Source organism: Bacillus sp. SRB3LM, from assembly GCF_015712745.1.
Classification (GTDB): Bacteria; Bacillota; Bacilli; order Bacillales; family Bacillaceae_G; genus Bacillus_A; species Bacillus_A thuringiensis_K.
On sequence record NZ_VWVQ01000103.1, the window covers coordinates 928214 to 953705 of the forward strand.

A 25492-nucleotide genomic window follows, 5' to 3' on the forward strand; every position below is an offset into this window, starting at 1 on the left:
CCCCTTTACAAATGTATTAATCAAATTGTATCAGAGATTACGGTGTATCGGTTGAAGATTTTTTTGACTGATTTTTGAAGCGCCATCTTAGCGAATGAAATAGAAATAAAATTGGGATATAAGCGTATACAATATATAAACCAGCTTGAGATAGTATGGTATTTAATGTGTTGATACTTTCACGGTTTGTGAAAAGCAGAGAAGCTGAAAATATGATGAAAATAAAAAACGGTAATGTAAATTTAAATGAAATATGAAAGGAGCGCTTCATCGTTTGACATGATGACCAAATAGTTAAGCAAAGGTTTGGTAAAATAATTAAAAACCAAACGAAAATAATAATATATTCAAAACGCTGAATAAAAGGAACTTTAATTATTTTTAACATCGTTAAAGTAGGCCAAATAGTACGGTTTAATTGTCCCTCGCTATAATACATAAAAGATACGATAGCTAAAATTACATAAATTAAGGTGCTAAAAGCAATTCCAGCATGGGCCCATCTTTTTAAGGATTTTCCTTTTTTAATAAATGGATAGAAGATTAAGATTGTCTCGAAACCAAGAAACTCTAACGCAGAGTGTTTTGCTGATATAAGCATGTCAAAAGGTGAATGTGTAAAAATAGGTAAAATATTGCGGAAATGTGCATATTTCATTGGATAAATTAAAAAGAATACAACGAAAATAGGTAGAACGACTCCCCAAAAACATATTCCGGTTACAGAGCGAAATCCACCCTTTATAATATAGCAAGTCACTAATAAAAACATAAAGGTTAGTTTCCATAACTTAATGGTAGGGAAAATCCAAACTTGTATTACTTCCATATATGTACGAAGAACAGTAAGGCAAAATAATAAGCAATAAAGAGTGAAAATTACAGAAAATATAGAGCCAATCCATTTTCCAAAGGTGGTTGTATGAATGCTAATTAAATCTCCGTCTTTTTCAAGCATTTTTAACATACAAAACAGTACAATATGAGTTGCAATCCCCGCAATAATAAGAGAAATCCAAGCATCATAACCTGCATTTTTCAAAATTACACGTTGATAGCCGAGAATTCCTATGCCGATTTGGAGAGAATGCAATAAAATAAATGCAAAATATGGAGAGACAGTTTTTGTCTTATTCATTGTATTCATTGCTCATTTCACCTCACTATTCCCCGATTCCAGATTGTACAATATTAAGATCTAAATTTATATCCACCGCTACGTTTTTATACATATTTCGAATTTGTTTTATATTCCATTTTCTTGTATGGCTTCTAATTTCATCTCGTATTCCTAAAGGGTCAATTTCCTTTTCTTGAAATTGTTTTATTAAATCTTCACAGTCTTTTTCAACATTTTGTTCAATTTGTTTTTTTATATAATTGATATTTGTTTTTTTTCTTAGATCAATCCAATTAGGAGAGTTTTTAATTAATCCATTTAATTTTAAATGAATTTTTACTTTTGGTATGTCGCCAGTTTGATCTATATCATACTTATTTTCTCCAGCTAAGTTTTGTATAACAACCATACCTTTATGCTTATCCTTTTTTATTACTGCTTCGTAACGTCCATTTTTCGTAGGATTAATAAGTAATTTTGCTAAAACAGAATGTCTTTTATCTGTATACATGACTACTTTATCGCCTTTTAAAAAGGCAAGTCCTTTGACAGCGATAGAATGATTATCGTCCATTTTAATATAAGGAACATAGGCATCACATACAGAAGAGTAATAATTATATAAAAAAATGTTTAATGTGGTTTGTGGGATGTTCTCATTTCTTATATTTTGCTCGAGTAAATCAGCGATATATAAAGACCCATTTTTTTTTCCGTAATTTAAAAGCTCTTCAGCCGATCCATCTACAATTGCTAGTTGTACATCACGCCCGATATTTGGGTCACGTTGTAAGTTAGTAATAATCTCTCCCATTCCGCGTTCTCCTAGAGCCTTTCCAAATAGGACAACACGCATTTGACCTACAACAACATTGTGAGGAGATTTCGCATTCAATCGTGAAGCAATTGTTTCAAGTGAACGGGCAGATGTTGTTTGAGTCTCTGGCTTAGACTTTACACCATGTGTGTACTCTGGGAATAGAATAGTTCCTTGGAATCTTTTGTTTTTTGTGATATCAAATCCAGCAATATGAATAATACGCTGTGCATCTACTATATACGTTTGTGTACAGCCAGTTTGTAAAACGAAGAAGATAATGATAAGGTGCAATAAAATTTTCTTCATTCATTCTCACCATCATGTTTTTGCTTCGATTTGTTTGGATTATAGCGCCATTTTGATTTTGGTCTCAGAAAAGAAGGTCTTTGAGCCGTTTGGCTAAATGGTAATCGAAGAAAACCTTCTGCTGTACCTAAACCACGAAATGGATATAAAGGTAATAAATAAGGTGATCCAAGTGATTTTAATTTAATTAAATGAGCTAAAATAAATACAAATCCGACAATAAGGCCTAATCCTCCAAATGCACCGGCTAAAAGAATAAGCGGAAAGCGTAATAAACGGATAGTAGAAGACATCTTTACAGTCGGTGTTGTGAAAGATGCAAGTGCGGATAAAGCAACTGCAATTAATAAAATTGTACTTGTTAAAGCTGCTTCAACAGATGCTTGTCCAATTACAATCCCTCCAACAATCCCAATCGTTTGTCCGACTTTCGTTGGTAAACGTGCTCCTGCTTCACGAAGCAATTCAATTGTAATTTCTAAAAAGAGTGCTTCTAGAATAGGAGGGAAAGGTACGTTAGCTCTCGAGAAAATAATAGGACCTAGTAAATCAGCAGGAATCATTTGATAATGATATGTTAAAGCCGCTGTATAAATAGCGGAGGAAAAAAGAGAAAATATAGCTCCGAAAAAACGAATAACACGAAAAAAAGATCCAATCATCCACGGTAAATAATAATCTTCTGGTGAAATGAAAAAATCCAGTAACGTTGTTGGTCCTGATAAAGCATATGGAGAGCCATCTGTTAAAATTAAAACTTCTCCGTTAATTAATGCAAATACAGCTCGATCTAATCGTTCTGTAGGTAATAGAACGGGAAAAGGTGAATTGCTATTATCACTAATAAATTGCTCAATCATAGTTGCATCAAATGGGACATCAAAATCAATGTCTTCTAGCCGTTGTATTGCGGTGTTGATAAATTGTTCATTTGTAATTCCTTCTATATAAGCAACTGCTACTTTCGTTTTTGATATAGATCCGACGGTAACTTCTTTAAAAATGAGTTGCTCCGTTACGATATTTCGGCGCAATAAGTGGATATTTGTATCAAGGTTTTCAACGAAACCGATTTTAGGCCCGATTACACTATACTCATTTTCTGTATCGTTATATAATCGTTTTCCTAAAACAGTACTTTCGGCACGAATTAAAGCATATTGATCAGGATTCGCATTGTTTTTTAAGCGTATTAAAATATATCCACCTAATAATTTTTCACGAATATCATCAATAGAAGGGGAGGTAATAATGTCTTCAATAGAGATGATATTACATAAATCAGAGATGTTTTGGATTTGTTCCGATTCCTTTTTTAGAGGAGTTAAAATAAATTGTTTAATAATAAGTGCTTCCACGACAGATTTATAATAAAATAAGCACAACGTTTCATCTTTAAGTATGTTATAAGAGACAAAATCGCTTGATTCTTTCATGGTTTGTATAAATTCTGGAATAGAACAAAGTGTTTTCGTATTAGTCTTTTTTGATTTCTTAGATGATAAACCGAACATTTTCTCACCCCTAACTTACATCATTTACTTGTGTTAGTTTTTGGGAAAGACGGGAATTTATACTTAAAAATTGAAAGTTCATAAAGAAAAGGAAGAGTAGTGAATGTCTCTTCCTTTTTAGCTGTTTAATTTGTTTTTTGTTCTTTAATAGACTTCACTAATTTCATCATTTCCGCTCGTATATCTTCTCTTTTTACATTTAATTTTTCGGCAATTTGTTTCATGTCCATTCCATCTTTTTTCATCTTTAACACATCATCAAGTGGGGTATTGCTTTTTTGAGAGATGATTGTTAACACAGTAAGATGACGCAATTTGATGTTATATTCTTTCATTTTTTGCTTTAGCTGATCCGGTGTGGATTTTTGCATAGTTGCTAACTGTTGTAGCAGCGCTTGCTTTGTTTCTTTATTTATATGATGCTTTTTCAGCTTACTTGGATCTACACCGAAATGCTCGGCTGTTTTCTCCCAAGATTTATTTTGCTTATAGTAAGCTAAAACATCTTTAATTTCTTTTTTACTCATTCTTGCAATGTGAGCAGCTTTCCAAATTTCATGTTTGTTATAGCCGAGTTTTTCGAGCGACTGCATTTCTTCTTCTGAAATTGGTTTATGTTGATGGAATGTTACTTCTTTTGGCGTGGCAGCGGAAGCGGGGAAGGTAGATATCCCGCATAATAATGCTGTCATAGTCATACAAACAGCGATTTTTTTGTACATGTAAACTCCTCCTAGATGGATAATGTAGAAAACTGTACACATATCATTTCCATAAAATGTGAAATACTTGTGAACAAGTTAAGTTTTTTTATTCACAGTATGGAATGACGTTTTTTAGAAGTTTTCCAACATAAAACATTGATTAATAGTAAAAAACTAAGGTATAATCGAAATTGAAAATCAATATCAATACTAACGATAAACTTATACATATAGATAAAAATAAGGGAGAGAAAAATATGACTACATATACTTCCATCGCAAATGTGATTAAAGAAAGACGCTCTGTTCGTACATTTACAGACAAAGCAGTAGAAAAAGATTTATTAATTGAACTATTAAACGATGCAACATGGGCACCTAATCATAAGCACCGTGAACCATGGAATTGTAAACTATACATCGGAGAAGGCCGCAAGAAATTAGTAGATGCAGTATTAAACTCTTTCACAGAAGAAGAAAGAGCGAAACGCGGTAAAATTTTATCAGATCGTTTCTTAAGCACACCTGCACAAATCGTTGTGTATATAAATGAAGATCCACGTCAAATTCAGCGTGATGAAGATTACGCTGCAACATGTGCATTTATGCAAAATTTCCAACTTCTTGCTTGGGAACGCGGATTAGGATGTGTTTGGAAATCAGGCGGATTAAACTATAATCCATTATTTATAGAAGGAATCGGTTTAACAAGAGGCCAACGTATCGTTGGAATTCTTCATATCGGTTATTTTGATAAAGCGCCTGAAGGAAAAGCGCGTACTCCGATTACGGAGAAGATGGAGATTATTGAAGGTTAATAGATGAGACATTCTCGTTTTTGCGGGGGTGTCTTTTTATTATGCAATCAATCCTCATGAAAGCTTGTTCTCCATCATACACTTTCTTAAGGGAAAGTGTAAGGAGGGAAAATAATGAGAGCAAGTGACGATAAAGCACTGCAATATGCGATTGCGGAAATTACGGAAATTGCGACTGGATTTGGGCTTGATTTTTATCCGATGCGTTATGAAATATGTCCAGCGGAAATTATTTATACATTTGGTGCATATGGGATGCCAACAAGGTTTTCACATTGGAGTTTTGGAAAACAATTTTTCAGAATGAAATTACAATACGATTTAGGACTTAGTAAAATATACGAACTCGTTATTAACTCTGATCCATGTTACGCCTTTTTATTAGATACGAACTCGTTAATTCAAAACAAATTAATTGTAGCGCACGTTTTAGCACACTGTGATTTCTTCAAAAATAATATTCGTTTTTCAAATACGAAGCGGGATATGGTAGAAAGTATGTCGGCGACAGCTGAACGGGTGAAAGCATATGAGCATAAGTACGGAAAAGAAGAGGTAGAAACATTTTTAGATGCCGTACTTGCTATCCAAGAGCATATTGATCCGTCGCTCATGCGTCCGAAACTTGCGTGGAGTATTGATGACTTAGAAGAGGAAGAAATAGAAAAGAAAAAGGCATCACAATACGATGACCTATGGAATTTAGATGATCGAAATAAAAAAAGGGAACGTTCCAATGTACGTAAAAAGAAGAAAATCCCACCAAAGCCAGAAAAAGACTTACTCCTCTTTATTGAAGAATATAGCCGTGAGTTAGAAGATTGGCAGCGAGACATATTAACGATGATGCGTGAAGAAATGTTATATTTCTGGCCGCAGCTTGAAACAAAGATCATGAACGAAGGCTGGGCGTCCTTCTGGCATCAACGCATACTTCGCGAAATGGACTTAACATCTGATGAAGCCATCGAATTTGCGAAATTAAATGCAGGTGTTGTACAGCCATCAAAAACGAGCATTAATCCATACTACCTCGGTATTAAAATGTTTGAAGATATTGAAGAACGCTACAACAACCCGACAGAAGAAATGAAACGAAGAGGCGTCAAACCAGGATCTGGTCGTGACAAAATCTTTGAAGTGCGCGAAATCGAATGGGACGTATCGTTCTTAAGAAACTACTTAAATAAAGATCTCGTAATGAGAGAAGATATGTACTTATTCCAGCGCCAAGGAAAAGAATATAAAGTAATAGATAAAGAGTGGGAACATGTACGTGATCAGCTCGTAAATATGCGTACAAATGGCGGCTTCCCGTACTTAGTAGTAGAAGATGGAGACTACTTAAAGAACGGGGAATTATACATTAAACATAGTTACGAAGGAATCGAGCTTGATTTAAAATACTTAGAAAAGGTATTACCATACCTTCATCAGCTGTGGGGAAGAACAGTGCATATGGAGTCGATTGTGGAGAGTAAGGGCGTTGTGTTTTCTTATGATGGGAAGATGGTGCATCGGAAGTATGTGTGATGGAAAGAACGGACATAGAATGCTATGTCTGTTCTTTTTTTATTTGGAACAAGGTAAAATATGCTATTCTTGAAAAAAGGGAGTTACATAGAGAAATGGAGCGATTCAAATGAGCAAAATAGGGGTATGCAAGGTAGATATTACGCCACCTGTCGGTATTGATTTTGTCGGATATCATAGAGAGACAGGAATAAATAATATTGAAGAGCGTATTTATGGGACAGTTTTTGTATTTGAAAAAGATGAAATAAAAACGAATCCATTTTGAAGAAGATGAATCAAAATGGATTCGTTTTTTGTTTACCAGACAGGTCGTATATTTGATGATAATTTCTCTGTATTTTCTTTAGTAACGAATGTTGTTAAATCCTCTTTCAGTATTTGCATTCGTTCTATACCTATGTTTTCAATCCATCGCTGTTCTATTTCAGCTACTATTTCTTCTTTTGCTTTCATTACTGACAAACCACGTTCGGTTAAAACGATGATTTTACCTCTTTTATCAGTAGGATGTGTTTTGCGTGTAACGTAGCCATTACTCTCAAGAGAATCCACCATTTTACTTACAGCTTGTTTGGAAATCCCCAAATACTCAGCTAGCTCTATACCAGTTGCCCCATTCGGAAGGATGCGTTTGAACATAAAACCATGTGCTGGCCTAATATCTTCAAATCCTAATTCACTTAATTTGTCATGTAGCTTAGTGATTAATGTGCTAAATGATAATGATAAAAGCGATGTAAGATCTAACTCGTTGAATGTTTGATCCATGTATATAACCTCCGCGCTTGTAGTCAATTAAGTTGACTATATGTAATGCCTATTGTACTATACATAATATAGTCAATCAAATTGACTATATTATGTCGGTAGAACAAATAATGATTTATATAATATAGAATCAATGGAGGTTTCACATGGTTAATATCGTGAAAATTAGAGGGAGTGTATTTGCACCGTATGCATCGCTGGAACCTATTAAGGACCCTGCAACAGGAAGAGTGTTTGAATATGCTGGAGATGCACGTGAGTTTACACCACAAGCTGTGAACACAAAGCGTTCAAGGTTAGAACAAGAAGTGAATATTGATTTTTATAAAAGAGAAATTTTCACATATGCAGATGCTTGTATCGTCACCGTGAAGATTACAAATTCAGATGGCTCAATTGAGTATCAAAAGGGAGAAACAAGTACAGAAAACATTGTATGTACAAATATTGTATGGAGTGAAGATGAAGTTTCATTTGAAATGAGAGCAAGTGCAAGTAATCCTTTAAACGCAGCAGCACCTGCAGCTGATTATTTTTTGACTATACGAGCTAATGAAAGTGGTACTGTGAATATTGAAGGTGTACATGATGGTTTCCCTTGCTATGAATTTTATAAACAAGTAGATTTTGGTTCGTTTGAATTGATATACACACATGATTTCAGAAAAACGGATGATACCCCAGCAGCACTAGCTGGAGAGATGGAATATAGCTTTAAAACGACAGTCTAAACATAAATATAGCGCTATTTTTTAGAAGGAAATAGAAAAGTAAAAGAGAAATCTATTGGTTTTAGGATTGAAATTATGGTCTGTTTTATTTAATAAGCATTCAGCATCTAAAATAAAATTATAGAGGTGTTTCTTATGACTAATATCGTGAAAATTAGAGCCAGTGTATTTATTCCAATGTCTTGGACTGAGGCTAAGAAGGATATGGAAACAGGAAAAGTAATTCAATTCGAAGGTGATTCACGTGAATTCACACCGTATGCGGTAAATGCGATGCGCTCTAGAGTTGAGCAAGAGGTAGTAGTTGATTTCTATAAAGAAGAAGTGTTTTCATATGCGAACACGGGTATTACGACCGAGAAGATTACAAGTCCAGATGGTTCTGTGAGTAAAAGAACAGGGAAAGCAAGTACAGAAAATATTGTGTGCACTGATATCACATGGAATTCTGAAGGTGTGCAATTCAAAATGAGTGCGAGTGCAAGTAATCCATTAAATGTATATGCACCTCCTGTGGATTATGTATTAAATGTATGTGTGAAACAGGATGGTAGTATTGATATTCAAGGGGAGCATGATGGATTCCCTTGTTTTGAATTTTATAAGCAAGTAGATTTCGGTTCATTTGAAAAAATATATACACATGATTTTAGAGAAACTGGTGATACAGCGGCAGCCCTAGGCGGGAACATGGAGTATAGTTTTACAAAGAGATTATAGGAAGTATGACAATAGAACGATGGATTGATTCATTCGTAAAGAACTTGGAAATATCTAAGTTCTTTTTTTGTTTCAAATTTGTGAAAGAAAGACATATTGCTTGAAAATAAATTTTTTATACTCTATCATATACCCATACAGGTATAGGTTTTTCTGTGTGATGCATGAGAAAATTAAATAATATGGAGGTTCGAAATATGTCTAGAAAAATTATAGTAGTAGGCGGAGTTGCTGGCGGGGCATCAGTAGCTGCAAGGCTTCGTCGTTTAAGTGAGGAAGATGAAATTATTATGGTTGAACGCGGTGAATACATTTCGTTCGCAAACTGTGGATTGCCATATTATATTGGCGGTGTCATTACAGAAAGACAAAAGTTATTAGTACAAACTGTTGAAAGGATGTCAAAACGTTTTAATTTAGATATACGTGTATTGAGTGAAGTTGTAAAGATTAATAAAGAAGAGAAAACAATTACGATAAAGAGTGTAACTACAGATGAAACATATAACGAGGAATATGATGTTTTGATTCTTTCACCAGGGGCGAAACCAATTGTTCCACCTATTCCGGGCATTGAAGAAGCGAAGGCGTTGTTTACGTTACGAAATGTACCTGATACAGATCGTATAAAAGCGTACATTGATGAGAAGAAACCACGTCATGCGACGGTTATTGGTGGAGGATTTATTGGAGTGGAAATGGTTGAGAATTTAAGAGAACGCGGGATTGAGGTTACTCTTGTAGAGATGGCAAATCAAGTGATGCCACCAATTGATTACGAAATGGCGGCATATGTACATGAGCATATGAAGGTGCACAATGTTGAGCTTGTTTTTGAAGATGGTGTAGATGCGTTAGAAGAGAATGGGACTGTTTTACGTTTAAAAAGTGGCTCAGTTATAAAAACAGATATGATTATTTTAGCAATTGGTGTACAACCAGAGAGTAGTTTAGCGAAAGATGCAGGATTAGCATTGGGAGTTAGAGGAACGATAAAGGTAAATGAGAAATTTCAAACATCTGACCCATATGTATATGCAATTGGTGATGCGATTGAAGTGAAAGATTTTGTTACAGAAACAGAAACGATGATTCCTTTAGCGTGGCCCGCTAATCGTCAAGGTCGCATGTTAGCAGATATTATTCATGGCCATACAGATTCTTTATATAAAGGTACAATGGGAACTTCTGTGGCTAAAGTTTTTGGTTTAACAGTTGCTTCGACTGGAGTAAATGAGAAAATATTAAAACGATTAAATATACCCTATGAGGTAGTACATGTACAGGCAAATTCGCATGCAGGATACTATCCGAATGCTACGCCAGTACTAATAAAATTAATCTTTAATAAAGAAAGCGGAAAAATTTACGGAGCACAGGCTTTAGGGCGTGACGGGGTAGATAAGCGTATAGATGTTATCGCGACGGCAATGAAGGCAAACTTAACTGTAATCGATTTACCGGATTTAGAATTATCATATGCCCCGCCGTATTCTTCTGCAAAAGATCCAGTAAACATGGTGGGGTATGCCGCAAGTAATATAGTAGATGGTTTTGTGGAAACGGTACAATGGCATGAAATAGATCACATTGTTGACAATGGTGGATATCTTATAGATGTTCGGGAGCCCAATGAACTAAAACAAGGAATGATTAAAGGCTCTATTAATATTCCGTTAGATGAATTACGTGATCGATTGGATGAAGTGCCAATGGACAAAGAAATATATATCACTTGTCAACTTGGTATGAGAGGGTATGTTGCAGCGCGCATGTTAATGGAAAAAGGATATAAGGTAAAGAATGTAGATGGTGGTTTTAAATTGTATGGGACAGTACTGCCAGAACGTGTTGTATATTGATATTTTTCATCTGCTACTTCAAGATTTAGTGGAAGATAAAAACTTATAGATTAAGGTTTTATTTTTTGTTTTGCGAACATATAAGGTGAAAATTTAAAATAGGGGTTTACAAAATACCCTGTAGGGTATAATATATTGTCATAGGCTATAAATAGTGACATAATGGTAATGAGGTGATTATAGCATGGAATATAATCAAGATATGAAAAATAGATTGAAACGTATTGAAGGTCAAGTTCGTGGTGTGCTTCGTATGATGGAAGAAGGAAAAGATTGCCGAGAAGTTATTACACAGTTAACAGCATCTCGTTCTGCCCTTGATCGTACAATTGGGCTCGTTGTTGGAACGAATTTAGAGCAATGTTTGCGTGAGCAGTTTGAAAGCGGTAATGGTTCAAATGAAGAATTAATTAAAGAAGCTGTTCAATTACTTGTAAAAAGCCGATAATCTGTCAAACATAATTGTTGACAGATTTTCAAAAACACCTTCATATACCCATACGGGTATATGTATATAAATTATGGAGGAATCGACTATGAGTATAAAAGTGGATATGAATCTAGATTGTAAAGGTTTGGCTTGTCCGATGCCGATTGTAAAGACGAAGAAGGCGATGGAAGGATTGACGTCAGGGCAAGTGATTGAGGTTCAGGCAACAGATAAAGGGTCTATTGTGGATATACAAAGTTGGGCGAGTAAAGTAGGTCATCAATATATCGGGACGAAACATGAAGGTGATGTATTGATGCATTACGTTAGAAAAGCAAATGAGCATGAAATGAATGAAATAGTGAAATATCCTCATACAATTACGAATTCGGAAGTGGAAGAGATAGTATTAAGTGGTGAAGAGTGTATTGTAGTAGATGTTCGTGAAGCGGCGGAATTCGCTTTTGGTCATATTCCATCGGCTGTTTCCATACCGTTAGGAGAATTAGACGGTGCAGTGTTAGATCAAACGAAGCAAATTTATGTTGTTTGCCGAACTGGCAACCGTAGTGATGTAGCTTGCCACATGTTGAAAGAGAAAGGTTATGCAAATGTGAAAAATGTCATTCCAGGCATGTTAGAGTGGCAAGGGAATGTGGAAAAATAAAGTGAAACTTTAATCAGTGGGGTCTTACTGCCCATTAAAGCGGGATAAAATTTTTTAAACAAAAACATACCTATGGGGGTAATTAGATGAGTGTTAAAGCATTACAAGCAAAAGATGTTGCAGAGAAAGTTTTATTCGGGGAGTTGTTTATTTTAGATGTTCGTAATGAGACGGATTATGAAGATTGGAAAATTGAAGGAAAAGAAGTTACTTCAATAAATGTACCGTACTTTGATTTATTAGAGGGGGTAGATCATATTATCGGTGAACTACCTAAAGATAAAGATGTTTTAGTAGTATGTGCAAAAGAAGGATCTTCTATATTTGTGGCAGAGCAATTAACAGAGGCTGGATTAGAAAATATTTATTATTTAGCTGGTGGTATGAAGGCTTGGAGTGAATATGTAAAGCCTATAAAAGTGGGAGATTTAAAAAATGGTGGAAGTATGTATCAGTTTAACCGCCTTGGAAAAGGCTGTTTATCTTATATGGTCGTTTCAAATGGTGAAGCAGCAGTTATTGATGCAGTAAGAACAGTTGAAGCATACGAAGAGTTTGCGAAAGAGCATGGCGTTACGATTACGAATGTAATGGATACACATTTACATGCAGACCATATTTCTGGCGGACGTAAGTTAGCGGAAAAAGTAGGTGGTACGTATTGTTTGCCGCCAAAAGATGCAGAGGAGGTTGTGTTCTCATATAAACCGCTTGTTGAAGGATCTGTTATTACGGTGGGGGGTACTAAAATTGAAATTGACGCATTATACTCACCGGGGCATACGATTGGGAGTACGTCATTTATTGTAGATGATTCCTATTTATTATCAGGTGATATTTTATTTGTAGATTCAATTGGACGTCCAGACCTTGCTGGGAAAGCTGAAGATTGGGTAAGTGATTTACGTACTACTTTGTATAGCCGATATAAAGAACTATCTCAAAACTTAGTTGTGTTACCGGCTCATTATTCAAAAATAAGTGAAATGGACGAGAGTGGTATTGTTAGTGCTAAATTAAAAGATTTATTTGCGTATAATGCAGGATTAAATATTGAGGATGAGGGAGAGTTTCGTAAAGTTGTAACGGAGAATTTACCACCTCAGCCAAATGCTTACGAAGAAATTCGTCAAACGAATATGGGTAAAATTCATCCGAGTGCAGAGGAAGAACGTGAAATGGAGATTGGTCCAAATCGTTGTGCAGTTCATGAATAATAAAATAAATAAAACATGGAGGAATAGATGATGAATGTAAAACAAGTATTAGATGCGAAAGGATTAGCATGTCCAATACCGATTGTAAGAACGAAGAAAGCGATGGATACTTTACAAACTGGAGAAGTGTTAGAAATACAGGTAACGGATAAAGGATCAGTGAAAGATATTCCAGCGTGGGCAAATAAAACTGGTCATGACATCGTAAAGCATGTAGAAGAAGCTGATGTGCTGAAGTTTTGGATTAAGAAGGCGTAGTGAAGCAATAGTTTTGTAAATATAGAGAGGTTGGTTATATGAACACAATATTAAGTACGCTTTTCATTGTACTTGCTGCATGGTTTGTTATTTCACGATTTTTACCAGTGAAAGGTGTTCAAAATATAAATGGCAAAGAATTGAAAAGTATAGTGGGAAAAAAGGGGAAGTATTTTATTGATGTCCGTACAGTAGGTGAATATAGAGGGAATCATATGGAAGGCTTTCAAAATATCCCCCTAAATGATCTAGCAAGCAAGGCGAATCAATTAGATAAGAATAAGGAAGTAATCGTTATTTGCCAAAGTGGAATGAGAAGTAAGCAAGCAGCAAAGATATTGAAAAAACTAGGGTTTCAGCAAGTAATAAACGTTTCAGGTGGTATGAATAGTTTGTGAGGAGGGACTTTAAAATGAAAGAAATGACTACAAAAGAATTAGAAGAAAAATTGTTGCGTAAAGAAGTGGTAAATATTGTGGACGTACGTGAAGTAGAAGAAGTAGCTGAAGGGAAAATTCCAGAAGGATGTAATATTCCACTAGGACTATTAGAGTTTCGTATGCATGAATTAAATAAAAATCAGGAATATATTATCGTTTGTCGTTCAGGCGGGAGAAGTGCAAGAGCTGTTCAATTTTTAGAAAGTTACGGTTTTCGAGTAATCAATATGGTAGGCGGTATGTTAGCTTGGGAAGGAAAAGTAGAATAGGGAGAAACAATTTTTTATAAATAAAAAAATACCCCTATAGGTAATTGGAGGGAGAACAATATGGAACAACAGAAGAAAACGACAATCGTGTTATTTAGCGGAGATTACGATAAAGCAATGGCTGCTTATATTATTGCAAATGGTGCAGCGGCGTATGATCAAGAGGTAACTATTTTTCATACTTTCTGGGGATTAAATGCTTTAAGGAAAGATGAACATGTGAATGTAAAGAAAACATTTATAGAAAAAGTATTTGGAAAAATGATGCCACGCGGTGCTGATAAGATGGGGTTATCTAAAATGAATTTTGCTGGTATGGGACCAAAGATGATTAAAGGCATTATGAAAAAACATAATGCAATGCCTTTGCCAGATTTAATTGATTTGGCAAAGGAACAGGGGATTAAACTTGTAGCTTGTCAAATGACAGTAGATTTATTAGGGTTAAAAGAGGAAGAGATTATGGAAGGGGTAGAGTTTGCAGGTGTAGGGGCATATTTAGCAGATGCTTCGGATGGGAATGTGAACTTATTCATTTAAATCACCTTCTTTTTAGAAGGAGGGGGATGTAAGGTGAGTTTAGTATTATTACTTTTTATAATTGGGTTTATAGGATCGTTTATATCAGGAATGGTTGGAATTGGCGGTGCAATTATTAACTATCCAATGATTTTATACATTCCAGTACTGTTAGGATTTACTGGCTATACGTCTCATGAAGTGAGCGGTATTACAGCGGTACAAGTATTCTTTGCAACTTTTGCAGGTGCGTGGGCATATCGGAAAAGTACTGATATGAATAAAACGTTAGTTGTGTATATGGGAGCTAGTATATTAATAGGAAGTTTTATAGGAAGTTTTAGTGCAAATCTATTAGATGAACATGCTGTAAATGTTGTTTATACAGTATTAGCGACCATTGCAGCTATGATGATGTTTGTACCGAAGAAAAATAATAGCGGAGCAATTAATTATAATAAATGGTTAGCAAGTGTGTTAGCGTTTATTGTAGGAGGTGTTTCGGGCATTATTGGAGCTGGCGGTGCATTTCTTTTAGTTCCTATTATGCTAGTTATTTTAAAATTACCATTGCGCATGACGATAGCAACATCTATCGCTATTACGTTTATTTCTTCAGTAGGGATTACGACTGGAAAAATGATTACTGGACAAGTAGTTGTGATTCCAGCTCTAATTATTGCGGTTGCAAGTATATTTGCTGCGCCACTTGGAGCACGAGTCGGGAAGAGGATAAATCAAAAAGCACTACAATATATGTTATCGATTTTAATTGTAGGCACCGCTGTTAAAATGTGGGTCGATATGCTATCAAAATAAAAGGATGGTGCTGCTTACAGCCCATCCTTTTATTTATTACCCGTAAACCCCACGGATTATAGTTTTAATTTATGCCCAAATAACTTTCATTAAGTTTTTATACTCGTCATTTGCTAATTTATATAGCATTCTTGTATGTTCAAAGACAAGTGCTGGATTAAAATTTGGTTCTGAGAATGCAAGAGATGTTGAAATATCAATTGCATTTTGCTTGTTTAATGTGAATTTTGCAAAGCGATAAGATGTATTTAATTCATTGATGACATGTAAAATATCATTTGTTGATGTTGCATCAGGCACGTGAGCAACATTGAAGCAGTATATATCCACCGTAGGATGTTCGTTTTGGAAAGCAGCGATAAGTTGAATTTTTGCGCCAGCTTCAGTCTCTAATCCTACTGAAAAATGAACAGAGCCATCATTTTCATCTATATTTTCTTCCATGTATATATCGTTGGATTTTAAGTAGTCTTTAAAATCTGAGATGTTATGTTTTACTGCAGCTTTCATATGTATGAGCCCCCTGATAATTGGAATAGATTGCTACTATTTATTATAATTTAAAAATATTAAAAAAGATAGTTAGAAAGTTCTGATTTTTGTATTTGGAAGAATAAAAGAAGCGGTTCTCTACCTCCATAGAGAACCGCTTCTTTTATTCATTGTCATTAGACGATGTTTCTGTACCTTCACTACTATTTTCATTTTTGCTTGATTTGTGCTCGTTCTTATTTTCAGACTTAGATTCTTTTGTCTTTTTCGAATCAGAGTCTGAGTCAGACTTTGTATATGCAGGTAGTCCAAGATGAGTACGAAGTTCATTTGTAACATTAGCTAATTCTTTTTTATCTGGATTGTAATAGTAAGTTCGACCACCACCAGCAGATTTGCTACAAGTATCGTCACCTTTTGCCATATAGCAATCATCACCTTGGATTTGTAATTTCTCAATTTCCGAATCCGATCCATATTTATAGAATGAAAGCATATCATCAAATGTTAAGTTTGTAACGAATTGTCCGTTAATATCATCAATGATGCTGCCAACTTTTGTTACAGAACCAACACTTGTTAGTTTCTTTAAAATAGCCTCGATAACGAGTTGTTGACGTTGTCCACGCATTGCATCACTATCGATGTGTCTTGTTCTAGCAAGAGCAAGAGCTTCTTCGCCATTTAACTTTTGAACACCTTTTTCTAGGTGAATTGCCTCAGCATTATCATTGCTATCTTGCTCAGTAAATTCAACTGGTACATCAACTTCAACACCGCCCAAGTCATCGACGATTTTTATAAATGATTTAAAGTTAAATTTCACAAAATAATCAACAGGAACATTCATTAATTTTTCAACTGCATCAATGCTTGCTTGTGGTCCACCATTTTTTCCATTTTTAGCAGAACCGAATGCATGAGCGTGTGTAATTTTATCTTTTTTCTTTTCTATTGGAATATAAGTATATGTGTCACGTGGGATACTTAATAGTTTAACAGTTTTGCTATCTTTATTAAATGTTGCAAGTAAAAGCGCGTCTGTTCTTATAGCTTCACCATATTCTTTTCCACGGACATCGCTTTCATCAACACCCATTATTAAAACAGAGACATTGTTTGTAATAGGTTTTACAGCCTTATCACGTAAATCAGATTTATCACCGCGTGCTAAATCGTGTGCGGCATTTCGAACAGCAGAAGATGCTTTATTTACTAAAAACCAAGTATAACCGCCGCCTATTAATAAAACGAATAGTATAGCGCTTATAATAATTTTTATTTTTTTCTTATTTTTTTTCGGTTTATTGCGTGTATTTTCTTGCAAAGATGGGTTTTGCTCCATTTCCTGTACTCCTTCATTTGGATTGAAATACGACACTCATATCCACTTATTATAATGAAATTTAGCGAAAAAAAACATTACAAATCATTTACATTTCGTAAAAATTCAATTTATTTATAAAAAGTCAGATTTTCTATATGTTATTTTTTAGATGTAGAATAAGTATAAGGGCTTTTAGTAGAAATGAAAATATATATTATGAGAAAGTGATAGGGAAGTAAGATTTGTTGAAATATAGCCAAGAAGAAATGAGTAAGCTTACTTATTTCTTCTATATAATAAAGAAGAATTTGACGGATAAAGGAGAGAGCATAATGAATCATACATCATTCCGAGCAATCATTGTGAACGAAAAGGAAAATCATCAGTTTGTAAGAAAAGTTGTTGAGAGAGAAGTAAGTAGTTTACCTGAGGGAGACGTATTCATACAAGTTCATTATTCTTCATTAAATTATAAAGATGCTCTTTCAGCTACTGGTAATAAAGGTGTTACGAGAACATATCCTCATACGCCAGGAATTGATGCAGCAGGAGTGGTTATAAGTAGTAAAGATGCTACCATTAAGGCAGGAGATCAAGTCATTGTAACGGGATATGATTTAGGAATGAATACTTCTGGTGGTTTCGGAGAGTATATTCGCGTGCCATCATCTTGGATTGTCCCTTTACCAGAGGGAATGTCATTAAAGGAAAGTATGATGTACGGAACAGCAGGTTTTACAGCGGCTTTATCAGTATATAAGCTTATGAGAGCAGGTATAACCCCTAGTATGGGGGATGTTTTAGTAACGGGTGCTACAGGCGGCGTAGGGAGTGTAGCTGTTAGTATATTAAGTAAGTTAGGGTTTAACGTAGTAGGAGCGACAGGGAAAATGGAAGAGGAAGATATGCTACTACGTCTAGGCGCGAAAAAAGTGATTCATCGCGTGGAATTGAATGATGAATCAGGAAGACCAATGTTAAAAGGGATATACGCGGGGGTTATCGATACTGTAGGTGGACGTATGTTAGAAACAGCTTTAAAAACAGTAAAGTATGGTGGTTGTGTAACGACATGCGGTAATGTGGCAGGTCAGCAATTACAAACAACGGTATATCCGTTTATTTTACGAGGCATAAGCCTTTTAGGGATAGATTCTGTGCAATGTCCAGCAGATGTGAGAAGTGATGTGTGGACGCTTTTAGCGAATGAATGGGGAAATAAAGAGTTACTATCTTATACAGAGGAATGTACATTAGAAGAACTAGAGAAGAAGTTTGCACTTATATTGCAAGGAAAGTTAAAAGGAAGAACAGTTGTTAAAATATAATGAAAAAAGAGACGCTTAAGTTAGCGTCTCTTTCTTATCATAATGATTGTTTTAAATTGATTTTACCTTGTTCACCTAAAACACCATCAGCAATATTTACAGCATGATCACCAATGCGCTCTAAGTTACTTACCATATCAACGAAGATGATACTTGCATCACCTGAACAGCTACGTTCGTTCAGACGTAATACGTGACGTTTACGAAGAACACGTTCCATTTGATCGATTTTACGTTCTTTTGCAATAACAGTTTGAGCTAGTTCAGTATCGAAGTTTGTTAAAGCTTCAACTGAGTCTTGCAGTGTTGAAATAGTTAATTCTAGCATTTCGTTTAATTCAGCTAATGCTTCATCTGATAGTGAAACACGGTTTGAAATTTGGAAATCTACAAGTTCTACAAGGTTTTCTACATGATCACCGACACGTTCAATATCTCCAACAACACCTGCTAAAACGGAATGTTTTTCAGAATCCGTAGGTGAAAGTGGCTTTTCTGATAGTAAAACTAAATACTCGGTAATTTTTTTATCTAAATTGTTAATAGCTCCTTCTAATTGAGTAGCCATGTCAGCGTGTTTTTTATCTTGTGTGTTCAAAAATTGGTTTGCTTCTTTTAATCCATGTAATGAAAACTCAGCCATACGAATAATCTCTTTTTGTGCTTCTGTTAATGCGATAGCAGGAGATTGTTCAATAAAGATTGGATTTAAATGTTGCGGTTTGAAGTCAATAGCTGCATCTTCCCCGCGAATAATTTTTGTTACAATCCATGCTAATACTGCAATAAACGGAAATTGAATAATAGTATTCGTTACGTTAAACGTTCCATGTGCAAATGCAATTGTCATTTCTGGATTCAAGTTTAATGACGTTTGGAAGTATAGAATTAAATTTGTAAAAGGTATTAATAAAATTGTAAAGATGATTGTACCGACGATATTAAAGATAACGTGAACTAATGCTGCGCGTCTTGCAGCAATTGAAGTACCGATTGCTGCTAATACAGCTGTAATTGTTGTACCGATGTTATCACCAAACAATACAGGAAGGGCAGCTTGTAAATCGATTGCACCTTGACCGAATAGTTCTTGTAAAATACCGATTGTTGCACTTGAACTTTGTACAATTAAAGTAAAGACTGTACCAACAACAATACCTAAAATTGGATTATCACTCATGCTAACTGTTAATTCTTGGAATGATTCTAAAGAGCGAAGAGGTTTCATGCCTGTGCTCATTAATTCTAAACCGAAGAATAACATACCAAAACCGAATATAACTTGACCTAAAGAATGTACTTTTTTATTTTTAAAGAAGAATAGTAAGATTGCTCCAACTGCCATAATTGGAAGAGCATATTCTCCGATTTTAATTCCGATAATAAATGCAGTAACCGTCGTACCGATGTTTGCACCCATAATAACACCGATTGCTTGTCTTAATGTCATAAATCCGGCACTTACAAGTCCGACTGTTAAAGCGGTTGTTCCTGAACTGGATTGGATTAATACAGTAACTAACATACCAGCTAGTACACCCATTAGTGGGTTTGTTGTAAAGCGATCTAGAATATCGCGAAGACGATCTCCAGCTGCTTGTTGCAGTCCATCGCCCATGTATTTAATCCCGAATAAGAAAATACCTAATCCACCAATGAACTGGAAGATCATATCTTGAACATTATATTCCACGCATTCCACTCCTTAAATTTCATGTACGATGTAATTATTAACTGAACCTTGAGTTACTGTAAACGGTTTGCTAGTAAAATTTACACTAAATTTACAAAGAGAAGAAAAGTTTACAATCCCTTAAAGAAACAGCTGTATTTTATTGGTTTACATCTTATTTAAATCTTAATTTTGTAAAGAAATCACACTTTTTAGAATAATATTGTTCAGTCGAATATCAAGGAAAGCGTCTGCGAGTTCATCGTATATTTTTTGAGGAAAGTTAAAAAAATATGTAGGAAAATGCATGTAGTTTTATAATAGCAAAGCGAGGAAAAACAATTTTTTTAACACGATAAAAAAGCCACTGAATTATCCAGCAGCTTTTTCCGTGTTTTTATCGCCATGCTTTTGTTTTCTTATGCTTGTAATGTAAATGAAGAGAAAAGCAATAAGTAATAGAGAGGAGTAACGATATACAGTTGCATAGTTTGTAAAGTGAGCAATAAATCCAAATATAATTGCTCCAGCGCCTATTCCAAGGTCAAATGCGGAGAAAAATGTAGCAGTTGCTACGCCGCGTCGATGGGGTGCTACGCGGTCAATCATCCATGCTTGTAGTGCAGGTTGGATCGCTCCAAAACCACTTCCGTAACATGCTGCAGCAATAATTAAGCTCGGAATTGTCGTCGTATACGACAATAAAATAATGCCTGTAAACGTTATAATAACTCCCGGAATGATGACGAATGTATGCCCTTTCGCATCATATAGCTTTCCAGAGAATGGACGAGTCACAGCGATTGCTAGTGCGTTACATAAAAAGAAGAGACTAATATCAGCTATGCCGACTTCTGTAGCAAATAGTGTGATAAAACTTCCGATTCCTCCGTACATTAATGTAATACATAATATTAATAATGAAGGAAGTAAAGCTTTACGCTCAATAAATCCATCGAGAAAAGTACTAGATGATTGTTGTGGCGGCTGTTTCGTTTTTTGGATTTGAAGTAGCTTTGTTAATATTAATGAAACAATTGTGCACGATAATGCACATAAAAAAAGAATTGTGAAATTATATGTTTGCATAAGCCATAGTCCGATAAGTGGACCGAGGGCCATTGCAATTGTTCCAGAAAGGCCAAAATATCCCATGCCTTCTCCGCGGCGAGCTGAGGGAATTAAATCAGAAACGACAGTTCCATATGTAGTCGTTGTAACACCGAAACCAGCTCCGTGTAAAATACGAACAGCAAGCAAGAGAAAGATTGTTGAGGCGAAAAGGTAACTGCCCATAGCGAGTAAACAAATAGCAGTACCGATCATTAAAATGATTTTTTTATTAAATTTTTGCAAGGCGTTCCCAGTTAGCGGTCTAACAAAAAGTGCCGCAACGGTAAACATGCCGACAACAAATCCGATATTGGAACTTGTGCCACCAATTTCTTTCACATAAACAGGTAAGGTTGGAATTAACATTTGAAACCCTAAAAACATACATAAGTTTGCAAAAATTAAAGCAACAAACTCTTTTGTCCATAACGGCTCTCGTTTTACGAGTATTGCTTCTCCCATATATTCATCCCCTATATAAAATTTTCCCGCTATTAACGGGCAGTAAAACTCCCACCTCAAAATCGGACTGGAGCAAAGAAGTTAGGTGGGAGATCAACTGCCCGTAAATGCCCGATTGGTTCAACTAATAATCAGTGGGGGATGAACCCCCCCCTCACTGATTAAAGTTTCACTTTATCTCTTTTCTTTCGAGTATATGTATTGGCCAATGAAACAGTCAAGGAAGGTGTCTTGAAAACGGATAACAATTTTTAAGATGAAAAACTGACAAATTTGTGTAAAAGCTACACAACTATGAAAAAAAGAAGTAAAGTATAGATGTATAGACTTGTAGGTGTTAAGAATGATAGAAATTATTTTTTCTTTAAAGAAAGCGGATTCAAAAGAGTAGTGAACAAGAAGGGGATATATACTTTTTCACTACATATATTTGAAAAGGTTTACAATATGATGAAGAAAGAGGCGTGTACATATGAGACGATTAGGTATTTCTATTTATCCAGAACATTCAACAGTAGAGAAAGATAAGGAGTATTTAACATTAGCAAGTAAATATGGATTTACACGTGTGTTCACATGTTTATTATCTGTGGATGGAGAAAAAGAGAAAATTATAGAAGAATTTAAAGAAACGATCTCTCATGCGAATGCATTAGGGTTCCAAGTATTAGTTGATATTAGTCCATCTGTTTTTGAACAATTAGGTATTTCGTATAATGATTTATCATTCTTCCATGAATTAGGTGCGTACGGTATTCGTTTAGATGTCGGTTTCTCAGGATTAGAAGAATCAATTATGACTTATAATCCGTATGGTTTGAAAATTGAGATTAATATGAGTAATGGTACGAAGTATGTAGATAACATTATGAGTCATAGACCAAATCGTGAAAATTTAATTGGTTGTCATAATTTTTATCCGCATCGTTATTCAGGGTTATCATACGATCATTTCATTAAATGCTCGAAACAATTTAAAGATTACGGTATGAGAACGGCTGCTTTTATTTCATCATTTGATGCAACATACGGACCTTGGCCAGTAACAGAAGGGTTATGTACATTAGAGCAGCATCGTGAATTATCGATGACAACACAGGCGAAGCATTTATTCGCGACGGAATTAATTGATGATGTTATTATTGCAAACGCATATGCGTCAGAAGAAGAATTACAAGCACTAAGTGCATTAAATAAAGAAAAACAAGCATTTGATATAGAACTATATGATACAACGACAGAACTAGAAAGAATTATCGTATTAGACGAACCACATTTTTATCGAGGAGATGTATCTGAATATATGATTCGTTCTACACAAAGTCGTGTGAAATATAAAAAAGAAGAGTTTAAACCTCATAATACGCGCGAAATTAAGCGTGGAGATTTATTAATTGACAATGAGCAATATGGCCAGTATAAAGGTGAATTACAAATTGCATTAAAAGATATGGTGAATACAGGAAAAACAAATGTAGTTGGTCGAATTGTAGAAGAAGAGATTTTCTTACTAGACTATTTACAAGCATGGGATAAATTCGGATTCACATTAAAGAAATAGAGAGAATATAAAGGGGAAAAACTACTGATTTCAGCAGCGTTTCCCCCTTTATATATAAAGAGCGAGAGGAAGAGCTATGACAAAGGTGCATCAGCGATTAATTTCTATTTTAGAGGAATTTTTAGAAGAGAAATCGATGTTAAATCGAGCTTTTTTAGCGGGCCGTTTACATGTATCAACGAAGACGATTCAAAAGGATATAAAATTATTAAATGATATATTGGAAGAAAACGGAGCGAAAATCGAATCGCAAAGAGGGAATGGGTACGAATTAGAAATTATACAAAAGAAGAAATTTGAAGACTTTTGTGTGAGTCTATTTCAAAAACAGACGGAAAAGATCCCAACTTCTTATGAAGAAAGAATAGCGTACATTCTGCAGCGTGTTTTAATGACAGAGGAATATGTGAAGCTTTCAGAATTAGCGGAAGAGATGTATGTGAGCAAATCAACGGTCAATTTAATTATGAAAGATGTTACAGATATATGTGGTCGCTATAAATTACAAATTGAGAAGAGACCGTATTATGGTATACGTATTGTTGGAGAGGAATTTAATATTCGTTCTTGTTTATCACAATATGGTTTCCCGCGTTATGACCATACTCCGTTTCATGAGCAATTTGAGCAGACGGAGACATATTTATCGCTACCCCATATATCACTCATTCGTTCAATTATATTAAAGTATATTGAAGGCGGAACAATATATTTATCTGATATAGAAATTGATAATTTAGTCATTCATATTGCAATTGCATTAAAGCGTTGTCAAAGTCAACATTATATGAAAGGACTACATGCGGAGCAATCAGAACTTATAATAAAGAAAGAATATACAATTGCGAAGCAGATTTTAGGAGATTTAGAGAAAGAGTTAAAATTTTCATTTCCAGAAGAAGAAGTATTATATGTGACGATGCATTTATTAAGTACTGCTGTTACAACGAGAGGTCGCTATGAAAATGTAGAAGAGCTATTAGGGAAAGATATATATGCATTTATGCAACATATTCTTTTTAAAGTAGCGGAAGAACGGAATCTTATTTTTTATTATGATGAAGAATTATTATTTGGATTTGGTATTCATTTAAAAACGTTATTAAATCGTTTGAAGTATAAGTTAAATACGAGGAATCCTCTTTTGGCAGAAGTGAAAAAGAATTATCCGTATGCTTTTGAAGTTGCGGTTCTTGTTGGAGATATCATTGGTGAATATATGGGTGAATCGATTCCTGAAAGTGAAATTGGTTATATTGCAATTCACTTCGGCGGAGCGATGAGCCGTTTGCAGGAGCAGAATCAAAAGAAAAGATGCTTATTAGTTTGTGCGACTGGTCAAGGAAGTGCACAACTATTAAAATATAAAATTTTATCACAGTTCCGAGATAAATTAGAGATTGTAGGTATTACAGGCTATTATCAATTGAAAGTAGAAGATCTTTATAAAGAAAAAATAGATTGTATTATTAGTACGATTCATATACCGAGTGGCTTGCCTGTTCCAGTTATAAAAGTGAATTCAATATTTGATGATAAAGAGATTAAATCGATTGGTCAGCGATTGTTTACGCATGTGAATACTAGTGTGCAGCCTTATATTAAGGAAGATTTAATCTTTTTAAATCATAGTGCTTCTACGAAAGAGGATGTTATTCAGTTTTTATGTGAGAAAGCTGCTGAGAAACGCTATGTACCAAAAAACTTTTATGCTTCTGTTATGGAAAGAGAAAATACGTCTCCGACAGCGGTTGGGAATTCAGTTGCAATCCCGCATCCGATGCAGTTATTAAGTGAGGAAACTTTTTTGATGTTTTGCACACTTGAAAAGGCTGTTGATTGGGGAGATAAAAAAGTACAAGTAATTATTTTATTTAGTGTAAAGCGCAATAATAATGAAGATTTGCAAAGGCTTTATGATTTTTTATATGATATTATGTCTAGTCAAACTACGATAGAGAAACTTACTCAGACCGAGTTAATTGAAGATTTTCAAGAGATTTTATTATCATTTTGAAA

At 34.8% G+C, this 25492-nt stretch carries 25 protein-coding genes and 1 pseudogene; 17 read left to right on the top strand and 9 right to left on the bottom strand.

Annotated elements, in window-relative coordinates; genetic code table 11:
• Positions 1 to 37: 37 nt before the first annotated feature.
• The 4 genes from F3I02_RS31915 to F3I02_RS31930 form a co-directional block, all read right to left on the bottom strand.
• Positions 38 to 1147: a GerAB/ArcD/ProY family transporter gene (locus F3I02_RS31915; protein WP_001095033.1), complete on the bottom strand. Its 1110-nt coding sequence runs from the start codon at positions 1145 to 1147 to the stop codon at positions 38 to 40.
• Positions 1148 to 1163: 16 nt separating this feature from the next.
• A complete protein-coding gene (locus F3I02_RS31920) occupies positions 1164 to 2246 on the bottom strand; it encodes a Ger(x)C family spore germination protein (protein WP_000722250.1) in 1083 nt (360 codons plus the stop codon).
• On the bottom strand, positions 2243 to 3760 hold the full coding sequence (locus F3I02_RS31925) for a spore germination protein (protein WP_000467498.1): 1518 nt from the start codon (positions 3758 to 3760) through the stop codon (positions 2243 to 2245). The genes F3I02_RS31920 and F3I02_RS31925 overlap by 4 nt, the downstream gene beginning before the upstream one ends.
• Positions 3761 to 3885: 125 nt before the next feature.
• Positions 3886 to 4482 carry a hypothetical protein gene (locus tag F3I02_RS31930; protein WP_196478778.1) on the bottom strand — a complete coding sequence of 199 codons (597 nt, stop codon included), beginning with the start codon at positions 4480 to 4482 and terminating at the stop codon, positions 3886 to 3888.
• A 239-nt stretch (positions 4483 to 4721) separates the two neighbouring features.
• On the opposite strand from F3I02_RS31930, the gene F3I02_RS31935 reads away from it, so the two are divergent.
• The 3 genes and pseudogenes from F3I02_RS31935 to F3I02_RS31945 all read left to right on the top strand — a co-directional run.
• Positions 4722 to 5282, top strand: a complete 561-nt coding sequence (locus tag F3I02_RS31935; RefSeq protein WP_000214819.1) for a nitroreductase family protein — start codon at positions 4722 to 4724, stop codon at positions 5280 to 5282.
• 114 nt (positions 5283 to 5396) lie between these two features.
• On the top strand, positions 5397 to 6815 hold the full coding sequence (gene spoVR, locus F3I02_RS31940) for a stage V sporulation protein SpoVR (RefSeq protein ID WP_001202709.1): 1419 nt from the start codon (positions 5397 to 5399) through the stop codon (positions 6813 to 6815).
• 109 nt (positions 6816 to 6924) lie between these two features.
• A pseudogene (locus tag F3I02_RS31945) lies at positions 6925 to 7071 on the top strand (neutral/alkaline non-lysosomal ceramidase N-terminal domain-containing protein); the annotation flags it as partial.
• Positions 7072 to 7115: 44 nt separating this feature from the next.
• On the opposite strand, the gene F3I02_RS31950 reads toward F3I02_RS31945, so the two are convergent.
• Entirely contained in the window at positions 7116 to 7586 is a 471-nt protein-coding gene (locus F3I02_RS31950) for a MarR family winged helix-turn-helix transcriptional regulator (RefSeq protein ID WP_196478779.1), read from the bottom strand.
• A 146-nt stretch (positions 7587 to 7732) separates the two neighbouring features.
• Here F3I02_RS31950 and F3I02_RS31955 point away from each other — a divergent pair, with 146 nt between their 5' ends.
• The 11 genes from F3I02_RS31955 (at position 7733) to F3I02_RS32005 (ending at position 15518) form a co-directional block, all read left to right on the top strand.
• Positions 7733 to 8317, top strand: coding sequence for a DUF3238 domain-containing protein (locus F3I02_RS31955; RefSeq protein WP_000247265.1), 585 nt, complete (start codon positions 7733 to 7735; stop codon positions 8315 to 8317).
• Between the two features lie 135 nt (positions 8318 to 8452).
• Positions 8453 to 9037, top strand: a complete 585-nt coding sequence (locus F3I02_RS31960) for a DUF3238 domain-containing protein (protein WP_006914827.1) — start codon at positions 8453 to 8455, stop codon at positions 9035 to 9037.
• Between the two features lie 197 nt (positions 9038 to 9234).
• Positions 9235 to 10899, top strand: a complete 1665-nt coding sequence (gene cdr, locus F3I02_RS31965) for a CoA-disulfide reductase (protein ID WP_196478780.1) — start codon at positions 9235 to 9237, stop codon at positions 10897 to 10899.
• A gap of 184 nt (positions 10900 to 11083) precedes the next feature.
• Positions 11084 to 11347 carry a metal-sensitive transcriptional regulator gene (locus F3I02_RS31970; RefSeq protein ID WP_000456206.1) on the top strand — a complete coding sequence of 88 codons (264 nt, stop codon included), beginning with the start codon at positions 11084 to 11086 and terminating at the stop codon, positions 11345 to 11347.
• A gap of 73 nt (positions 11348 to 11420) precedes the next feature.
• Positions 11421 to 11996 carry a sulfurtransferase TusA family protein gene (locus F3I02_RS31975; RefSeq protein WP_131250556.1) on the top strand — a complete coding sequence of 192 codons (576 nt, stop codon included), beginning with the start codon at positions 11421 to 11423 and terminating at the stop codon, positions 11994 to 11996.
• A gap of 86 nt (positions 11997 to 12082) precedes the next feature.
• Entirely contained in the window at positions 12083 to 13213 is a 1131-nt protein-coding gene (locus F3I02_RS31980) for an MBL fold metallo-hydrolase (RefSeq protein ID WP_196478781.1), read from the top strand.
• 27 nt (positions 13214 to 13240) lie between these two features.
• Positions 13241 to 13471 (top strand): sulfurtransferase TusA family protein, encoded by a 231-nt coding sequence (locus F3I02_RS31985; RefSeq protein WP_002163852.1) that lies wholly within the window; start codon positions 13241 to 13243, stop codon positions 13469 to 13471.
• Positions 13472 to 13509: 38 nt separating this feature from the next.
• The gene (locus tag F3I02_RS31990) at positions 13510 to 13869 is read left to right on the top strand and encodes a rhodanese-like domain-containing protein (protein WP_001092316.1); all 360 of its coding nucleotides are present in this window, start codon (positions 13510 to 13512) and stop codon (positions 13867 to 13869) included.
• A 14-nt stretch (positions 13870 to 13883) separates the two neighbouring features.
• On the top strand, positions 13884 to 14180 hold the full coding sequence (locus F3I02_RS31995; RefSeq protein ID WP_131250552.1) for a rhodanese-like domain-containing protein: 297 nt from the start codon (positions 13884 to 13886) through the stop codon (positions 14178 to 14180).
• A gap of 60 nt (positions 14181 to 14240) precedes the next feature.
• Entirely contained in the window at positions 14241 to 14720 is a 480-nt protein-coding gene (locus tag F3I02_RS32000) for a DsrE/DsrF/DrsH-like family protein (RefSeq protein ID WP_000437741.1), read from the top strand.
• A 33-nt stretch (positions 14721 to 14753) separates the two neighbouring features.
• Positions 14754 to 15518, top strand: a complete 765-nt coding sequence (locus tag F3I02_RS32005) for a sulfite exporter TauE/SafE family protein (protein WP_000060623.1) — start codon at positions 14754 to 14756, stop codon at positions 15516 to 15518.
• Positions 15519 to 15587: 69 nt separating this feature from the next.
• On the opposite strand, the gene F3I02_RS32010 is transcribed toward F3I02_RS32005, so the two are convergent.
• Together F3I02_RS32010 and F3I02_RS32015 are read right to left on the bottom strand one after the other, a co-directional pair.
• On the bottom strand, positions 15588 to 16028 hold the full coding sequence (locus tag F3I02_RS32010; protein WP_000642362.1) for a hypothetical protein: 441 nt from the start codon (positions 16026 to 16028) through the stop codon (positions 15588 to 15590).
• Positions 16029 to 16173: 145 nt separating this feature from the next.
• Complete coding sequence (locus tag F3I02_RS32015) at positions 16174 to 17355, bottom strand: LCP family protein (RefSeq protein WP_000437394.1); 1182 nt, start codon at positions 17353 to 17355, stop codon at positions 16174 to 16176.
• A 314-nt stretch (positions 17356 to 17669) separates the two neighbouring features.
• Between F3I02_RS32015 and F3I02_RS32020 the strand changes: the two genes are divergently transcribed.
• Positions 17670 to 18665, top strand: coding sequence for a YhdH/YhfP family quinone oxidoreductase (locus F3I02_RS32020; protein WP_196478782.1), 996 nt, complete (start codon positions 17670 to 17672; stop codon positions 18663 to 18665).
• A gap of 37 nt (positions 18666 to 18702) precedes the next feature.
• Here the strand turns inward: F3I02_RS32020 and F3I02_RS32025 are convergent, their stop codons facing one another.
• Positions 18703 to 20358 (bottom strand): Na/Pi cotransporter family protein, encoded by a 1656-nt coding sequence (locus F3I02_RS32025; RefSeq protein ID WP_000456252.1) that lies wholly within the window; start codon positions 20356 to 20358, stop codon positions 18703 to 18705.
• A 351-nt stretch (positions 20359 to 20709) separates the two neighbouring features.
• Positions 20710 to 21912, bottom strand: coding sequence for an MFS transporter (locus tag F3I02_RS32030; protein ID WP_000503246.1), 1203 nt, complete (start codon positions 21910 to 21912; stop codon positions 20710 to 20712).
• A 472-nt stretch (positions 21913 to 22384) separates the two neighbouring features.
• Here F3I02_RS32030 and F3I02_RS32035 point away from each other — a divergent pair, with 472 nt between their 5' ends.
• Both F3I02_RS32035 and F3I02_RS32040 read left to right on the top strand, forming a co-directional pair.
• Positions 22385 to 23473, top strand: a complete 1089-nt coding sequence (locus F3I02_RS32035; protein WP_001253356.1) for a DUF871 domain-containing protein — start codon at positions 22385 to 22387, stop codon at positions 23471 to 23473.
• Positions 23474 to 23549: 76 nt separating this feature from the next.
• Complete coding sequence (locus tag F3I02_RS32040) at positions 23550 to 25490, top strand: BglG family transcription antiterminator (protein ID WP_000169787.1); 1941 nt, start codon at positions 23550 to 23552, stop codon at positions 25488 to 25490.
• The last annotated feature ends 2 nt before the right edge of the window (positions 25491 to 25492 follow it).

Excerpts from the sequence above, each read along its gene's own strand:
- F3I02_RS31915 (WP_001095033.1), bottom strand. The coding sequence starts at position 1,147 with ATGAATACAATGAATAAGACAAAAACTGTCTCTCCATATTTTGCATTT.
- F3I02_RS31920 (WP_000722250.1), bottom strand. The coding sequence starts at position 2,246 with ATGAAGAAAATTTTATTGCACCTTATCATTATCTTCTTCGTTTTACAA.
- F3I02_RS31925 (WP_000467498.1), bottom strand. The coding sequence starts at position 3,760 with ATGTTCGGTTTATCATCTAAGAAATCAAAAAAGACTAATACGAAAACA.
- F3I02_RS31930 (WP_196478778.1), bottom strand. The coding sequence starts at position 4,482 with ATGTACAAAAAAATCGCTGTTTGTATGACTATGACAGCATTATTATGC.
- F3I02_RS31935 (WP_000214819.1), top strand. The coding sequence starts at position 4,722 with ATGACTACATATACTTCCATCGCAAATGTGATTAAAGAAAGACGCTCT.
- spoVR (WP_001202709.1), top strand. The coding sequence starts at position 5,397 with ATGAGAGCAAGTGACGATAAAGCACTGCAATATGCGATTGCGGAAATT.
- F3I02_RS31950 (WP_196478779.1), bottom strand. The coding sequence starts at position 7,586 with ATGGATCAAACATTCAACGAGTTAGATCTTACATCGCTTTTATCATTA.
- F3I02_RS31955 (WP_000247265.1), top strand. The coding sequence starts at position 7,733 with ATGGTTAATATCGTGAAAATTAGAGGGAGTGTATTTGCACCGTATGCA.
- F3I02_RS31960 (WP_006914827.1), top strand. The coding sequence starts at position 8,453 with ATGACTAATATCGTGAAAATTAGAGCCAGTGTATTTATTCCAATGTCT.
- cdr (WP_196478780.1), top strand. The coding sequence starts at position 9,235 with ATGTCTAGAAAAATTATAGTAGTAGGCGGAGTTGCTGGCGGGGCATCA.
- F3I02_RS31970 (WP_000456206.1), top strand. The coding sequence starts at position 11,084 with ATGGAATATAATCAAGATATGAAAAATAGATTGAAACGTATTGAAGGT.
- F3I02_RS31975 (WP_131250556.1), top strand. The coding sequence starts at position 11,421 with ATGGAGGAATCGACTATGAGTATAAAAGTGGATATGAATCTAGATTGT.
- F3I02_RS31980 (WP_196478781.1), top strand. The coding sequence starts at position 12,083 with ATGAGTGTTAAAGCATTACAAGCAAAAGATGTTGCAGAGAAAGTTTTA.
- F3I02_RS31985 (WP_002163852.1), top strand. The coding sequence starts at position 13,241 with ATGATGAATGTAAAACAAGTATTAGATGCGAAAGGATTAGCATGTCCA.
- F3I02_RS31990 (WP_001092316.1), top strand. The coding sequence starts at position 13,510 with ATGAACACAATATTAAGTACGCTTTTCATTGTACTTGCTGCATGGTTT.
- F3I02_RS31995 (WP_131250552.1), top strand. The coding sequence starts at position 13,884 with ATGAAAGAAATGACTACAAAAGAATTAGAAGAAAAATTGTTGCGTAAA.
- F3I02_RS32000 (WP_000437741.1), top strand. The coding sequence starts at position 14,241 with ATGGAACAACAGAAGAAAACGACAATCGTGTTATTTAGCGGAGATTAC.
- F3I02_RS32010 (WP_000642362.1), bottom strand. The coding sequence starts at position 16,028 with ATGAAAGCTGCAGTAAAACATAACATCTCAGATTTTAAAGACTACTTA.
- F3I02_RS32015 (WP_000437394.1), bottom strand. The coding sequence starts at position 17,355 with ATGGAGCAAAACCCATCTTTGCAAGAAAATACACGCAATAAACCGAAA.
- F3I02_RS32020 (WP_196478782.1), top strand. The coding sequence starts at position 17,670 with ATGAATCATACATCATTCCGAGCAATCATTGTGAACGAAAAGGAAAAT.
- F3I02_RS32030 (WP_000503246.1), bottom strand. The coding sequence starts at position 21,912 with ATGGGAGAAGCAATACTCGTAAAACGAGAGCCGTTATGGACAAAAGAG.
- F3I02_RS32035 (WP_001253356.1), top strand. The coding sequence starts at position 22,385 with ATGAGACGATTAGGTATTTCTATTTATCCAGAACATTCAACAGTAGAG.
- F3I02_RS32040 (WP_000169787.1), top strand. The coding sequence starts at position 23,550 with ATGACAAAGGTGCATCAGCGATTAATTTCTATTTTAGAGGAATTTTTA.